The following is a 14,114-nucleotide window of genomic DNA, read 5'->3' as shown; positions in this document are numbered from 1 at the left end:
CCTAGTCCAGGCCCGCTGCCGCGGCGCTCAGTGGTAGTGCTCTGAGCCGACCGAGCTTTCCGGCGAGCTGTTCACATTCCGTCTTGCTGATAGACGTAAGTTTGGCCGGACCGGTTCCCGCCGCCAAGCCGGGAAAATTACTCAACTACGTAGGGTGACCTACCTAGTGCCGGTGTCCGCAGGGCCTGAGTACGCCGCGGCCGAGGTTCGTTGCCGCCGCCGGGGACCGGCCGGTGTCCCGCCGGGTCGAGCCTTGCTGGCCGTCCGGCGGCATCACCGGATCCGGGCAACGAACCACGGGCGCAGGACCCCGTTCGAGCGCTCATCCCCGCGTAAGCTCACGCTCCATGAACGGCAGCGAGCCGACCAGCCGGCTGGTCATCAAGCTGCTCGGGCTTTGTGTGGTCGGTGGGGTGCTGGTTGCCGGCATGGTCTTCCCACTCGCCGCCGGTGCCGGCGTCGCGTCCAACACCGCGGCCGACAGCGTGGCGAGCGTGTCCGCCGACCTCGCCGACGAGCAGATGCCCTCGGCCACCACCGTCACCGACGCGACCGGCACCCCGATCGCCTACCTCTACGCCCAGAACCGCACCCCGGTCGCCCCGGAGGCCATCTCACCGGCGATGAAGGCCGCCGTGGTCGCCATCGAGGACCGCCGGTTCTACGACCACCAGGGCGTGGACTGGCAGGGCACCATCCGCGCGATGATCGCCAATTCGGCGTCCGGTGACGTACGGCAGGGCGCCTCCACCCTGACCCAGCAGTACGTCAAGAACTACCAGCTCTACGTCACCGCGAGGAGCGAGTCCGACCGGCTGAAGGCCACCGAGCAGACCACCGCCCGAAAGCTCCGCGAGGTGCGCATCGCGCTGCAGCTCGAGCGCAAGATGACCAAGGACCAGATCCTCGCCGGGTACCTGAACATCGTCTTCCTGGGCAACAACGCGTACGGGGTGTACTCGGCCGCACGTACCTACTTCAACACCACGCCCGACAAGCTCACCGTGCCGCAGGCCGCGATGCTGGCCGGCATGGTGCGCTCCACCAGCGCCTACGACCCGGTCAGCCATCCGCAGGCCGCACTGGACCGGCGCAACGTGGTGATCAGGGCGATGGCCGAGCAGTCCATGATCACGCCGGCGCAGGCCGCCGAGGCGACCGCTGCACCGCTGGGCGTCGTCGACCCGCTGACCTCCCGGCCGAACGGCTGCCTCGGCGCCGCCGAAGCCGGGTACTTCTGCAAGTACGTGGTGGAGTACCTGACCGAGGCCGGGTTCACCGCGGACCAGCTCAACCGGGGCGGCTACACCATCCGCACCACGCTCGACCCCAAGGCCATGCAGCAGGTCAAGGGGGCTGTGGACGCCGAGGTGCCGCCGAAGCAGCCGCACGTGGCGAACGTGATGGCGCTGGTCGAACCGGGCACCCAGAAACACCGGGTGCTGGCCATGGCGGCCAACCGGACGTTCGGGCTGCGCGCGGACCAGGAGGAGACCAGCTACGGGCTGCCCTACCAGCCGGTGAACCTGGGAGCCGGGTCGATCTACAAGATCTTCACCGCCGCCACCGCCCTGGAGAAGGGCCTCGGCATCAACTACGTGATGACGGTCCCGCCCAGCGGGTACGCCTCGCCGATCTACAAGGACGGCACCGGCCGGCCCATCCCGGTGCGCAACGACGGCAGCTACGCCGGCTCGATGCCCATGTGGGAGGCGCTCGCGCTGTCGCCGAACACCGCGTTCGTCAAGCTCGAGGAGTTCACCGGGGTGGCGCCGGTGGTCGACATGGCGGTGAAGATGGGCCTCCGCTCGCTGGCCACCACGCCGTTCGTCGAGCCGGGCACCGGCAAGCGCACCAAGCGCTCGATCGCGGAGGCCACCAAGGCACAGGGCCTGGCGTCCTTCACCCTCGGTGTGTCCCCCACCAGCATTCTGGAGCTGGCCAACGTCGGCGCCACCCTGAACAGCGCCGGGACCTGGTGCCCGCCGAGCCCGATCGACCAGGTCACCGACTGGGCGGGCAAGCCGGTGCCGGTCACCGAGCTGCCCTGCGAAAAGGTGCTGCCGCCCGGGCTGGCCGACACGCTGCTGACCGGGTTGAGCCACGACTCGGTGATCGGGACGGCGGCCACCTCGGCGAAGACGCTGGGCTGGAACCGGCCGATCGCCGCGAAGACCGGCACCACGCAGCAGTACAAGTCGGCCGGCTTCATCGGCATCATCCCGCAGATCGCGGCCGGAGCGGTGATCACCTTCGACAACTCGCGGTCCCCGAGGCCGCTGTGCGACCCGGGTGGAGTGGCCCCGCCGGTGGCCTGCTCCGGCGGCAACATCTACGGCGGCAAGGCCCCGGCCAGGACGTTCTTCACGGCCATGAACGGCTACCTGGCCGGCCAGCCGGTCACCCAACTGCCGCCGGTCGACGACCGCTACACCGAGGGCGGCGCTGCCTCCCGGGTGCCAGAGATGATCGGCAAGAACGCCGACGACGCGCGCAAGATCCTGTCCAAGGCAGGCTGGAAGATCAGCCTCCAGAACGTGGACAACCGCGCACCCCAGGGCGTCGTCGTCGGCCAGTCGCCGCGGGGCTCCGCGCTGCCGGGTGAGGTGGTGACGCTGCAGGTCAGCACCGGTGACGTGCCGCCGCCACCGCCGCCGCCGGGCGACCCGTCCGGGGACGACCGGGATCTCGGCTACGGGCCCAACGGCGAGGTGTACGACCAGTACGGCCAGCCGGTCGCACCCGACCAGTCCGCACCCGGCCAGTCCGCACCGGCGGGCCCGCCCGCTCAGCCCGGCCCCGCCGCCGCGCCGGGCGCGCGCGGCGGACAGTCCGGCCGAGCCGGCAACTGAGCGCTGGCCACGCGTTGCGCCGAGGTCAGCGCGGCGCCGACCCGGGTCGGCGTGCGCCACGCCCGATCCTGGCGGCGGTCAGACCGGGTGGGTCAGCCGATCAGCCGGGCCTTCACGGCGGCGGACACCCGGGAACCGTCGGCCCGGCCGGCGGCGGCCGCCGTTGCGGCCTTCATGACCAGGCCCATCTGTCTCGGCCCCGGTGCGGCCCCGGTGTCGGCGGTGACCTTCGCGATCGCCTGCTCGGCCAACGTGTCCACCTCCGCGTCGGTCAGCTGTTTCGGCAGGTAGCGGGCCAGTACCTCGGCCTCGGCTCGTTCCTTGTCGGCCAGCTCGACGCGCCCGGCCGAATCGAACGCCTCGGCGGACTCGGCCCGCTTCTTCGCCTCCCGGGTCAGCACCCGGGCCACCTCCGGCTCGTCGAGCTCGCGCGCGGTGTCACCTGCCACTTCAGCGGCGGTGATCGCGCTCAGCGCCATCCGGATGGTCGACTTGGTGAGCTCGTCCCGGCCTTTGATCGCGGCGGTGAGATCGTCTCGCAGCTGAGCTTTCAGACCCATGGCTGATCAGCTTAGAGCCCCGCATCCGGCGCGCCGACGGGGTAGCCCCGTACCCTCGGTGCAGTGAGCAAGTTGATACGGAGCGCGCTCGGGGTGGCCGCGCTCGGAGTGGCCACAGTCGGGTACGCATCGCTGATCGAGCGGCGGCACTGGACGTTGCGCACCGCCACGCTGCCGGTGTTGCCGGCGGGCAGCCCGAGCCTGCGTGTGCTGCACGTGTCGGACCTGCACATGATGCCCGGCCAGGCCAGCAAGCAGCGCTGGGTCGCCGAGCTGGCCGCGCTCGAGCCTGACCTGGTGGTCAACACCGGCGACAACCTGGCGGACCCGAAGGCGGTGCCCGCGGTGCTCCGCGCGTTGGATCCGCTGCTCGCGCTACCGGGGCTGTTCGTGTTCGGCAGCAACGACTACTTCGGGCCGACACCGAAGAACCCGATGCGCTACCTGTTCGGGCGGCGGCAGAAGTGGATCGGTGGCGTCCCGCTGCCCTGGCGGGACCTGCGCGCCGCGATGATCGAGCGCGGTTGGCTGGACGCCACCCACCACCGGCTGCGGCTGGACGTGGCCGGCCGATCGGTGGCCGTCGCCGGTGTCGACGATCCGCACATCCGGCGGGACCGCTACGACACGGTCGCCGGCCCGGTGACCGAACCGGTCGCGCTGCGGCTCGGGCTGACGCACTCCCCGGAGCCCCGGGTGCTCGACCGGTTCGCCGCCGACGGCTACGACCTGATCATGGCCGGGCACACCCACGGCGGTCAGCTGCGGGTGCCGCTCTACGGCGCCCTGGTCACCAACTGCGGCCTGGACCGCTCGCGGGCTCGCGGTGCCTCCCGGTGGGGGGCGCACAGCTGGCTGCACGTGTCGGCCGGGCTGGGTACCTCGCCCTACGCCCCGGTCCGGTTCTCCTGCCCGCCGGAGGCCAGCCTGCTGACCCTGGTGGCCCGTCCGGTAGCCGCCGAGGGCGCCCGATCCGGCGGAAGCCGAGCCAAGTCAGGGGCCGCCGCGGACGTCAGCTAGACTCTCAAACGGCCGCGAGGCCATCGGGGTGTGGCGCAGCTTGGTAGCGCGCTTCGTTCGGGACGAAGAGGTCGTGGGTTCGAATCCCGCCACCCCGACACCATGAAAGGCCCAGGTCAGAAGCTCCAGCAGGAGCCCAAGACCTGGGCCTTCGTCGTTTCTCTGGGCCGGAAAGGCATCAGAAGGGCATCACGCCGGTACGAGGGCATCAGAACCGCCGTCGTCCCCGTCCTCATCGTCGTCGAGCGCACGCAGGATCCGGGTCGGATCGTCGGTCCGCCGGGTGTACAGATCCAGCGTCGTGGACGACCGCTCGTGACCCATCACACGCTGCACCATGTTGGGTGGGACACCGTCGTCCACCAACCACGTTGCGTAGGAGTGCCGCAGGTCGTGGAACCGGAGTCCACCGGGCTGATTCCGCACGACGTGCTTGATCGCTGCTGCCCGGGTCTTAAACTCCATCTGGTGAGCGCCGGTCTCGTCGGACCATGATGCCGTGAACCGCCGCTTCCCTTTCTCGGTCACGTTCCCGAGCAGTCCGGCCCGGACCAGCGACGGCCGCCAGATTCTGGTCCGAAATAGGGTCCGGCGTAGGGCGCCCCCTACCTCGTTTGGGAACACCAAACCGCCTTCCCCCGGCGAGACACCGGCCATGTGCTCGCGCATGATGCCAACCAGCCAGGCTGGCAACGGTACCGTCCGGCGGCCAGCGGTCGACTTCGGGAACGGCTTGAAGGACGTGTGCCCCGAAACCTCGATCACAGTGCGAATCACCCGGACCTGCGCGCGCTCCAGGTCGATAGCGTCGAGACAGACCCCGACGACCTCGCCCCAGCGCAAGCCGGCGCCGGCAGCCATGGCGACCACCGCGCGGTACCGCTCGGGAACCGCAGGTAGCAGCAGCCCTCTGAGATCCTCGCGCGAGATCACCTTTTCGTCGGTGTCCCGAACCCGGCGACTCGGAACGCGGATGTCCTCGCAAGGGTTGAACGCGATCAGCCGATTCCGGACAGCGGACCGCAGCACTCCCCCGGTGAGGCGGCGGCACTCGGCGACCGTGGCCGGCGATAGTCCCCGCCCGAGGTCGGTGACCCACGTCTGGATCGCCAGGTGATCGATCTTTGCCAGCGGCCAACTCCCCCACTGCTTGATCACGTGGTTCTCCATCAGCGACCGGTCCCGCGCCGTGGTGGTCGCCTCGGTGTTCCAGGATTCGATCCACCGCCGTGCGTGCGTCTCGAACAACTCCCGGCCGGCGTGCGGCGAGACGTAGTTCCCGGTGCTCTTGCTCGTGGTGACCTGAGCGATGAAGGTGGACGCCTCACGCTTGGTGGCGAAAGTCTTCGACTCCTGCTTGCCGCTCGGACCGCGCCAGTAGGCACGCCAGTTCCCCGCGGGGGTCCGCCGGATCCCAGCCATCAGGCAACCGCCTTTCCATCGAGCCACGCGTGTAGACGCTTGCGCGGGACCAACCAGCGCCGGCCAACACGCTCGGCGGGGATCACGCCGTCCCGAACGTGCTGGTAGGCCACGCCCCGCGAGAGCTTCAACAGCCGCGCGACCTCGTCCACCGTGTAGGTCAGGCAGGCCGTGTCGATGACTGCCGCCGTCGCTCCGATCTCGTTCATGTCCTTGCCCCCGTTCGTATCGGTGCGCGTCCCGCAATAGCTGCGGCTAGCTCGTGTTCTGCTTGGTTGCGGTGGCCGATGCCGGTGAGTTGCCAGTGGTTGATCACGATGACGTCGTCGATGTCGTCTGTTTCGTGGCCGAGCTCGTTGAGCAGGTAGGCGATTTGGAACGTCTGGCGGTCCCTCCTGATCGCGCCGAAGGTGGTCGAGTAGCGCTGTGACTTGGTGAGGAAGTGGCCACGGAAGCCGAGCATGTGTGCCCATTTCCGCAGGTTGAGGTCCTCGTAGCGCTCCAGACCGCCGAGTTCCCAGGTAGTGCGGATGATCCGTTCGTGGTGCGCGGACAGGTGCAGGTACTCGATGTGGGACTCGGACCGGATCGGCCGGTCGGCGGCCTCGGATTTGCCGGTGCCCTTGGTGGCGTACTTGGCGATGTAGCCGGCCAGGCGGGCTTCGCTGATCTGGCCGGAGTCGTCCTCGATCTGTTCAACGGCGGTCGGTGTGATGTCGCGGATGTCGAGCTGGGCGCCCCACTCGAGGAGCAACGTCGACCCGTCCGGGCGCTCGACGGTCAGGCTCGCCGAGAGAGCCGCTTCGGTGATTGCTTCCCGCAGTACCGCCTCGATGACGCCGGGTGGTGTCGGGTCGGCGGGTCCTTCGGGGCCGTCGATGCGGACGGCGGCGTGGAAGTGCACCAGTCCTCGGACCTGGTACTCGGCGACCTTGGCGTAGGACAGCCGGGCGACCTTCGGAAAGATCCGTCCGGGCACCCCGAGGCGCTGGGCCAGGGCACGGCGTAGGGCGGTGGTGAAGCGGTGCCAGAGCTTGCCGGCGTGGGCCTGCCAGAGCACCGATCCGACGTAGTCGTAGCTGTCTGGGTCCAGCGGTGCCCCGATGCGTGGGTCGTCGGGGTGGTGCCGCTCGGCGCAGCGGCACGGGATGACCAGCCCTCGTCGGGTGATGCGGCGGGTGTGGACCGGCCCGAATGACGGGGCGGTGAGGGTGACGAACGCCCTCGGCTTGGTGGCGATCGTGGTCGGGATGTCCTTGTGACCGCCGGACAGCCCGGCCCGTAGGAGGTGGAAGGCGTCGGCGGCGTAGCGGGCCGAGCAGGATTCGCACACGCTGGCGCGGCGGTTGCCGCACGGTGCGAACAGCTCCCCGGCCCGGTGGTAGATCAGGGTGCCGTCCGGGTCGACGAGGGCGCCTTCTCCGGTGAGCTTGATCGGTCGGGCGCATCCGCCGCTGGCTTGGACCTTGGCTCGCCATTGCTGGTAGTCCGGGGCCTGTAGCCGGGCGGTGATCTGGTCGTCGAGCGAACTCGGGTGGTCGGGAACGACGTTGGACATGGGAGTCTCCTGAGAAGTTTCTGTGTGTGAGGGGCGCCATCCGAGCTGCGGGCTCTGGCATAGGCGGGTGTGATCGCGTTCACTAATAGGTCGGCGGCCCAGCCAGTTGGACTCTCCTGTTCCTGGCTGGGCCGCCGGCCCTTTGCTTCACCCGCACCGCGTGTGTGGTGCGGTTATCGGCTCCACCACCAGGAGGAGCGGGCTTCATCTGCCCATTCCTTGGCCAGGGCGCGGATGGCCCAGACGTTGGTCAGGCCGGCGGTGATGATCGCGGCCCACACGTAGCCGGGCCGGTCGGTGAGCAGCCAGACCCCGACGACGCCGAGGGCCAAGGCGGCGGTGAGCTTGAGCCAGGTCCGAAGCACCCAGCCGGTCATGCCCCACATCTAGGCCACTCCCTCAGTACCGACAGGGACCGAGACCAGATGTGGACGTGGGGCGCAGAGCCGGTTGAGTTCCTGCACGTCGGCATCGCTGGTGTAGCCGATGCGTAGCCGGCGCGGTAGTCGGGTGCCCTTGTCCATCCGGAACCCGATCCCGGCGTGGTCCTCGTCGAGAGGGATCTCATGGGCCAGCGCGCCCCGGTCCAGAGCACCCTCGCCCAGGACCATGTCGACGTGGCTGGCGGCGGTCACCCCAAGGCAGACCCGGGCGGTGAACAGGTCCCGAACCTCGATGATGTCCTTGGATGGCTCCTGGACGAACCCGGCCACGCTGAACAGGCTCGACCGGCCTTGGGTCATGAGCAGCGCGAGCAGCCGGATTGCCTCGCGGACCTGGGCGCGGTCTCCGTAGGCGGTCAGCATCGCCAGCTCGTCGATCGGGATGAAGTCCAGCGGGAACTCGGGGCTGACATCGACCTTGCGGAGCTGGGCCTCGTTCATCCGCCGCTGGGTGTCCTGCATGTCCGCGACCGCTTCGCGCAGCAGCTCGATCGCGTCATCCATGGTGATCGCGCGCCGGTAGAACAGGTCGCGGCCCAGCTCTGTCTCGGTGCCGCCCTTGAGGTCGATCATCCGGACCCTGACCAGGCCCTCTCGGATCATCGGCCCCATGGCCCGGTGTATGCCCCACATCGCCCCGGACTTGCCCGCACCCGAGGCCGCCGCGACCAACAGGTGCGATCCGCCGATCACTGGCACCGTCATCGGCTGGCCGTACTCGTCATCACCGATGTCCAGCGCACGCAGGTTCACGTCCTGGACTGATGCGGGGATCTCCGGGGCCGGGAGCGCCGTGGTGAACGGCATCTCCCGTTCGACCACGATGTGCAACCGCCCGGGCCGGTGCTTGGCGATAGCGACCCGTTCCACTCCGAGGGCGTGCGCCAGGGCCTCGGCCTGATCGGTCCAGGTCCGCATGTCCTGTCCGCGCACCATCCGCACCCGCAAGGTGTCGATCGAGGGGGTCACCGCCCGAACTCGGTCCACCCGAGGCACGATCAACTCTCCGGTACGCCGGTTGTCCCGGCTCAGGTCGCAGTCGATGAGGACATCCGACCAGCGCCGGCCCCGGTAGTCCCACCACCGCCGCTTCATCGAGCGCAGCCACGGCGCCACCCACCGGTCAAACGAGGCAGGGTGCGCCCGCCCCCACACCACCGTGATGAGGACCAGTCCGGCCAGTGTGTAGCCGAGCGGGACCGGGCCGAACCGTAGCGCCGACCATCCCAGCGCGATCGGGACCAGCAAGAAGCCGGGGTGTCGGCCCAGCCACGCGAGCATGCGCATCTCTTTGCCCGGCGGCCGAGCCGAGGTCCGCCCAGTCCCGCGCGCACCCTGCCGTTTCGAGGGCCTTGATTCGCCGAATGTTAGGTTTCGGATATTCTTACTCATCGCTACTGACTCATCCTTTGACTATTTGTTACTGGTTGTTGTTGGTGCGAACGGGTGCCCGTCGAGCCGAATCCGCCAAGATGTGTCCCGGCGGGCACCCGCCCTTTGCTAGTTCTTGAACTTCGATCGGGCGGCGTCGATCAGCACCGTGAGGTGCGCGACTTCTCGCGCCAGGTTGTCGTGCGTGTTCTTGAATCCACCCGCCCGGAATGGAATCCCACTCAGCGCCTGTCGTAGGGCCCGCATTGACTGGTCCAGCTCTTCCACCGTTCGGTCCACTTCCCGTGACATCGCTCATCGCCGCCATTCCCGGGAGACCAGCTCCGCTTCCCACTTACGGGCCGCTTTGGACATCACGTGCAGCGACTGGCCCGCCTTCTTCGCCGCCGACCGCAGCTCCTCAGCGGTCGGGGTGGCCCAATTCCCGCCGGATCCGCGAGCTGGTTCGAGGTCGGCGGCTTTCCCTGCCAGTCGTTCCGCAGCTCCGACCGCGTTGCCGACCATCTGCAGTGCCCGCCAGAACTCCCCGTAGCGGCGTAGCGCGCGGCGGTTCACCGGGGCGACGTTCACCCGGGCCGCCGTTGCGGTCAGGACTGCCATCAGGCCACCGCCCGGGCGGCCGATCGCCCGGTGGAGCGGCAGGCGAGTTTGGCGGCTTCGCGTTCGTAGCGGACCGCGTCGGCTTCGGCCTTCAGCTCCTTGGTCGACTCGTCGTGCTCGGCGGCGAAGATCGCCCGTTGCGCCGCCCTAGGCTGGTCAGTGGCCCGTGCCCACTCGCCCAGCCGCGACCACTGCACCCGGAACCGGCCGTGCCATCCGGCAGTCCAGCGCGCCAGCTCCGCGTGCGCCGACCAGGTGTCGAGTGGCTCGCCGGCGTACCGGTCGAGGAACTCTCGCCACAGCTTGTCCAGCTCGATGACCACACGTTCCGGGTCGCACTCGGCCCGGAAGCTCTTCGTCTTGGCGCCCATCGCTCAGACCCCCTTCTTGATGGCGATCTGGGCCAGTCGGATGCCCTCGGCCACTCCCGCCCGCCATGCCTGTGCTGTCGGGATCTCCCGGTCCCGCGGGCGTGCCCAGTCGCGGCGCTCCCGCTCCAGTCGCCGGATCAGACGAGCCACACCGGTCGTGCTGCGTCGCCGAGGAAGAACCCGCTCCGTAGTCGTGTTGCTCATAACCGCACCGTCCTTTGCCGCTGTAGTTGAATGACCTGTCCGATGTGCTGTCGTGCTGCTCATTGCCGTACCTCTCCGGTGCCCGCGCATTCCGGGCACTTGCCGGTCCCGTGACATGTGCCGCATTCGTCATTCGTTCCGGGGATGTCGCCGTACCCGTCACACTCGGGGCACCATCCCGGCACCGTGCACAATGCACATTCCATGCGAAACCCCTCCCTGCGTGGCCGTATCCATCTCTTCGACGCATGGATATGCGCCGGTTTTTGACATAGGGGCATCCACTCTTGAATTGTCAAAGAACAGGAATTTCGTATTGCGCCGTGCTCAGGCCACCTACATGCGACCGGTCAGCGAACTACTTCTCGGCAGCCGCACGCGGGAGCACGCCCGGCTTGAGCCCCAGTGCCTTGAACGCCAGCCCGGACGACACCCGGCCGGTCTCGTCGTCCTTGATCTCCCAGGCGTTGACGCGCGGGTGGATCAGCTCGACCCGGAGACCCTCCTGGTAGCCCTCCCCCGGATCGGTCTCCAACGTCACCCGGATCTCCTCGCCCTTCGGCGCCCGCTCGCCCTCCATCGGCAGACGCTTGGCGAACAGCGACACCACGTACTGCGGGGCGCCGTTGCGGTCGATCACCGGGCCGGACCCGTCCCGCTTCTGCTTCATCTCCGGCTCCTCGACCACCGTCAGCCGGTAGTTCGAGAAGTTCACCGAGAGATCCCTCATCGCTCCTCCTCAGGTTGTCCAGCTTGCCTAGCCATGTCGCAACCATACCAGCATGGCTAGTCATGTCAACAAACCTGGCTAGCCTGCTTGGCCTGGCTAGATAAATCACCTAGAGTGACGGTATGCAGAATCTGGATCCCGACGACCCGCGACCGCCCTACCAGCAGGTCGCGAACGCGCTCCGAGCAGCGATCCTGACTCGGACGTTCCAGCCGGGCGAGAAGCTTCCCTCCGGCCCCGAGCTGGCGAAACGCTACGGCGTTGCCCGGATGACCATCCAGCAGGCGATCCGGCTACTCCGGGACGAGGGACTCATCGTGTCCCGCCAGGGCAGCGGCGTGTTCGTGCGCGAGCGCACCGAGCGACCGGTTGGCCTTCGGCCACACCTGGAGCGCGCGTTCGAGCAGCCCGATGTGACCGTCGACTTCGCGGGATTCTCGGGCGAGACCCTGCACGGCGCCATCGCGGAGCCTCTCGACAAGATCCGCGCCGGTCGACTGCGGCCCAACTCGCTCCGAGTCCGACTCCTGGTCCCCGACCCGACGAGCCCCTGGTCGCTGCCTTGTCGCACCGATGACCTATCCGATAGTCCAGCGTTCCGCGAGCGCGCCCTCCGGATCATGGAGCGCCACACGCACGCCGTCGTCGAGGCAACCCGGGAACTCGGGGAACTCGGCCTGGTCGATACAGCCGAGGCCGAGCTACGACTGTGCCCAACAGTCCCGCTGTTCAAGCTGTACCTAATCAACGGCTCAGAGGCGTTCTTCGGCTACTACCCGGTCCAGGAACACACCATCAAGCTCGACGGCGAACCGACCGGGATCTGGGACCTCATGGGCAAGGACACGATCCTGTTCCACCACAGCGCCGAAGCCGACCCCGAAGCGATGGCGTCCCAGTACGTCCAGCAGTCGCGCATGTGGTTCGACAGCGTGTGGAACACCGTCGCGCGCGAACCCAGCCGCCCGTGAGCCTCGCTGACGTCCTAGCCCACTCGAAGCACATCCTTCTCGACTTCGACGGACCGATGTGCGCCACCTTCAGCGCCATCAGCAGCGCCGAAGCTACCCGGGAACTCGGCAACATTCTCGCCCGACATGAGGTGCGAGTCCCGGCCTACCTGTTGGACACAGCCGACCCGTTCGCCCTGCTCTACTACGTCGCAATCAACGTTCCCCAGCACAGCGCAATGATCGAGCAGGCTCTGACCGCTCTGGAGGTTGCCGGCGTCAAGTCGGCTCAGCCCACCGCCGGCCTACGCGATCTCCTTGGCGCTCTGACACGTACCGACCGCACTGTCACCGTCGTCAGCAACAACTCCGCCGCAGCCGTGGCTGACTTCGTGAAGGCCGAGGACCTCGGTGGCTACATCCACGGCATCGTGGCCCGCACGGACCCGGACCCACGTCTGCTCAAGCCGGACCCCCACTTGCTACTTCAGGCCGCCGCCGCACTCGGGGCACCTCCAGCGATCTGCGCACTGCTTGGAGACTCGGTGACCGATGTCGAGGCCGCCCGCCGCGCCGGCACCGGGTCGATCGCCTTCGCCAACAAGCCCGACAAGCGTGACCCACTATTAGCCGCCAGCCCGAACGCGTTGATCTCCTCGCTGCGCGACGTGGCCAATGCGCTGGCCAGCTAACAGGTTGCGTGCCGTCATGGCTCTGGCAGTTTGCAGGCGTTTGGTTAGCTCGGTGTCGTCCAGGAGGTTTGCCGGCAACTGAGTCCTCGGAGGTCTTGAAAGTGACGAATTTCGGGCGATAATGCCCTGGGCAGGTCGGGCTCGCTGACCCGACTAGTCGCTATTCGAGCGCTCATCCGGGCATCCGGAACGCATTCAGTTTCCTAATACCTTCAATTGCTTCGCCTGCCAATTTCTGAGCTGTGCTAGCGTCCCACCCTTTCTCTATAAAAGTCCGCGAGGTGGTCTCGAGGAAAATCTCTTTCCATACATCTTCAAAGTTGGATGAATCAACCTCGACCGCCATTCGAGTCGCCTCGATCGTCGTTGAATATCGGTCACCTGGCGCACCTGCCTGTAGATAAAGAAGTCCATTGGTAACAATCTGATCTATAATCCCGCCATACTTCTGGGCTTTGAGGAAGACGGAGAATAACGTCTCGACTGGCCTTTCGAATTTCAACGTAAGGATGACTGCAAGCGGACCATCAGCGGTGGTCGCCCATGACGGTGTCACATCTCCCGGGGGAAGGAAGCGTTGAACTCGAATCAGATCTTCGACGTCTGGGCGCGAGCGCGTGTCCAGAATCAGCAATGGAATTAGTTTCCCATGCGCTAGCTGTGGAGTAGCAATCGCTCCGTCCGCAACTACATCTACCAGCTTGAAGTGGTCGAGGTGCATCCGTTGCGGCTTTGGACGTCTTGGCTGTCTAGCCTTAGACTTCGACAACGCTACACCTCGCGTGGGTTGATGGGTCCAACGGTCAGCACCTGCTGATGCAGGTCCTCCACTAGCAACGAGATTGATTCGATTGCCCTACCGTCAAAGACTGCTTCATCTACTTCAAAGCATACGATTCCCCTTTCCGCCTGGTACGTCTCCAGCTTTGCTGGGATCGTGATAGTTGCCAAGCCCGCATTCGAACTCGACTGAGCGATCTGCGTCGGAATTCGAACCACGGTCGGATTTAACGAAGGGTCTTCCGATGCCCGGATCACTAGGCTTAAGTCAATTCTTACGACAGTCGTGGGGCTTTCGGAAGAGTTCACAAGCATCAGAGATACAGTATAGATGCGATGCCCATGGGTCCTTTGCAACCAGCTATCCAGCAACTGATGTCTCAGTGCAGGCTTCTTACGTTGATCCTGGGCAAGCGCCAACCGATAGGATCGTCGTGCAATACGCACACTGATGGCTGAGTATATGCACGCGCCCCCAGCAATTACTGCTGACGAGATCGAGACCAGTATTGCAGGATCTTCGTACCAGGTTGCCATTGA

General features: G+C 67.0%; 16 protein-coding genes and 1 tRNA gene. 5 read left to right on the top strand and 12 right to left on the bottom strand.

Going from position 1 to position 14,114, the window contains the following annotated elements; translation table 11 throughout:
* The first annotated feature begins 347 nt into the window (after nt 1-347).
* Nucleotides 348-2,852 carry a transglycosylase domain-containing protein gene (locus ACTXG6_RS08540; protein ID WP_445187217.1) on the top strand — a complete coding sequence of 835 codons (2,505 nt, stop codon included), beginning with the start codon at nt 348-350 and terminating at the stop codon, nt 2,850-2,852.
* 92 nt (nt 2,853-2,944) lie between these two features.
* On the opposite strand, the gene ACTXG6_RS08535 is transcribed toward ACTXG6_RS08540, so the two are convergent.
* Nucleotides 2,945-3,412, bottom strand: coding sequence for a GatB/YqeY domain-containing protein (locus ACTXG6_RS08535; protein WP_445187216.1), 468 nt, complete (start codon nt 3,410-3,412; stop codon nt 2,945-2,947).
* A gap of 72 nt (nt 3,413-3,484) precedes the next feature.
* Between ACTXG6_RS08535 and ACTXG6_RS08530 the strand changes: the two genes are divergently transcribed.
* On the top strand, nt 3,485-4,432 hold the full coding sequence (locus tag ACTXG6_RS08530; RefSeq protein ID WP_445189950.1) for a metallophosphoesterase: 948 nt from the start codon (nt 3,485-3,487) through the stop codon (nt 4,430-4,432).
* 24 nt (nt 4,433-4,456) lie between these two features.
* Nucleotides 4,457-4,530, top strand: a tRNA-Pro gene (locus ACTXG6_RS08525).
* Between the two features lie 91 nt (nt 4,531-4,621).
* On the opposite strand, the gene ACTXG6_RS08520 is transcribed toward ACTXG6_RS08525, so the two are convergent.
* The 10 genes from ACTXG6_RS08520 to ACTXG6_RS08475 form a co-directional block, all read right to left on the bottom strand.
* Nucleotides 4,622-5,854 carry a tyrosine-type recombinase/integrase gene (locus ACTXG6_RS08520; RefSeq protein ID WP_445187215.1) on the bottom strand — a complete coding sequence of 411 codons (1,233 nt, stop codon included), beginning with the start codon at nt 5,852-5,854 and terminating at the stop codon, nt 4,622-4,624.
* Nucleotides 5,854-6,063, bottom strand: coding sequence for a helix-turn-helix domain-containing protein (locus ACTXG6_RS08515; RefSeq protein ID WP_445187214.1), 210 nt, complete (start codon nt 6,061-6,063; stop codon nt 5,854-5,856). The genes ACTXG6_RS08520 and ACTXG6_RS08515 overlap by 1 nt, the downstream gene beginning before the upstream one ends.
* The gene (locus tag ACTXG6_RS08510; RefSeq protein ID WP_445187213.1) at nt 6,060-7,412 is read right to left on the bottom strand and encodes a replication initiator; all 1,353 of its coding nucleotides are present in this window, start codon (nt 7,410-7,412) and stop codon (nt 6,060-6,062) included. The genes ACTXG6_RS08515 and ACTXG6_RS08510 overlap by 4 nt, the downstream gene beginning before the upstream one ends.
* 173 nt (nt 7,413-7,585) lie before the next feature.
* The gene (locus tag ACTXG6_RS08505; RefSeq protein WP_445187212.1) at nt 7,586-7,789 is read right to left on the bottom strand and encodes a hypothetical protein; all 204 of its coding nucleotides are present in this window, start codon (nt 7,787-7,789) and stop codon (nt 7,586-7,588) included.
* Nucleotides 7,790-7,798: 9 nt separating this feature from the next.
* Nucleotides 7,799-9,136 carry an FtsK/SpoIIIE domain-containing protein gene (locus ACTXG6_RS08500; protein ID WP_445187211.1) on the bottom strand — a complete coding sequence of 446 codons (1,338 nt, stop codon included), beginning with the start codon at nt 9,134-9,136 and terminating at the stop codon, nt 7,799-7,801.
* Nucleotides 9,137-9,355: 219 nt separating this feature from the next.
* On the bottom strand, nt 9,356-9,514 hold the full coding sequence (locus ACTXG6_RS08495) for a hypothetical protein (protein ID WP_445187210.1): 159 nt from the start codon (nt 9,512-9,514) through the stop codon (nt 9,356-9,358).
* A 27-nt stretch (nt 9,515-9,541) separates the two neighbouring features.
* On the bottom strand, nt 9,542-9,847 hold the full coding sequence (locus ACTXG6_RS08490; RefSeq protein ID WP_445187209.1) for a hypothetical protein: 306 nt from the start codon (nt 9,845-9,847) through the stop codon (nt 9,542-9,544).
* The gene (locus ACTXG6_RS08485) at nt 9,847-10,218 is read right to left on the bottom strand and encodes a hypothetical protein (RefSeq protein ID WP_445187208.1); all 372 of its coding nucleotides are present in this window, start codon (nt 10,216-10,218) and stop codon (nt 9,847-9,849) included. The genes ACTXG6_RS08490 and ACTXG6_RS08485 overlap by 1 nt, the downstream gene beginning before the upstream one ends.
* A gap of 3 nt (nt 10,219-10,221) precedes the next feature.
* On the bottom strand, nt 10,222-10,422 hold the full coding sequence (locus tag ACTXG6_RS08480; RefSeq protein WP_445187207.1) for a hypothetical protein: 201 nt from the start codon (nt 10,420-10,422) through the stop codon (nt 10,222-10,224).
* 358 nt (nt 10,423-10,780) lie between these two features.
* Complete coding sequence (locus tag ACTXG6_RS08475) at nt 10,781-11,152, bottom strand: hypothetical protein (protein ID WP_445187206.1); 372 nt, start codon at nt 11,150-11,152, stop codon at nt 10,781-10,783.
* Between the two features lie 122 nt (nt 11,153-11,274).
* Here ACTXG6_RS08475 and ACTXG6_RS08470 point away from each other — a divergent pair, with 122 nt between their 5' ends.
* Together ACTXG6_RS08470 and ACTXG6_RS08465 are read left to right on the top strand one after the other, a co-directional pair.
* The gene (locus ACTXG6_RS08470; RefSeq protein ID WP_445187205.1) at nt 11,275-12,123 is read left to right on the top strand and encodes a GntR family transcriptional regulator; all 849 of its coding nucleotides are present in this window, start codon (nt 11,275-11,277) and stop codon (nt 12,121-12,123) included.
* Nucleotides 12,120-12,794 carry an HAD family hydrolase gene (locus tag ACTXG6_RS08465; protein ID WP_445187204.1) on the top strand — a complete coding sequence of 225 codons (675 nt, stop codon included), beginning with the start codon at nt 12,120-12,122 and terminating at the stop codon, nt 12,792-12,794. The genes ACTXG6_RS08470 and ACTXG6_RS08465 overlap by 4 nt, the downstream gene beginning before the upstream one ends.
* 172 nt (nt 12,795-12,966) lie before the next feature.
* On the opposite strand, the gene ACTXG6_RS08460 is transcribed toward ACTXG6_RS08465, so the two are convergent.
* Nucleotides 12,967-13,515: a hypothetical protein gene (locus tag ACTXG6_RS08460; RefSeq protein WP_445187203.1), complete on the bottom strand. Its 549-nt coding sequence runs from the start codon at nt 13,513-13,515 to the stop codon at nt 12,967-12,969.
* Nucleotides 13,516-14,114: the final 599 nt, after the last annotated feature.

The sequence above is a fragment of the Pseudonocardia sp. Cha107L01 genome, assembly GCF_052566575.1.
Note: the sequence above shows the minus strand (reverse complement) of the source record. Positions and strands in the feature narration are given on the sequence as shown.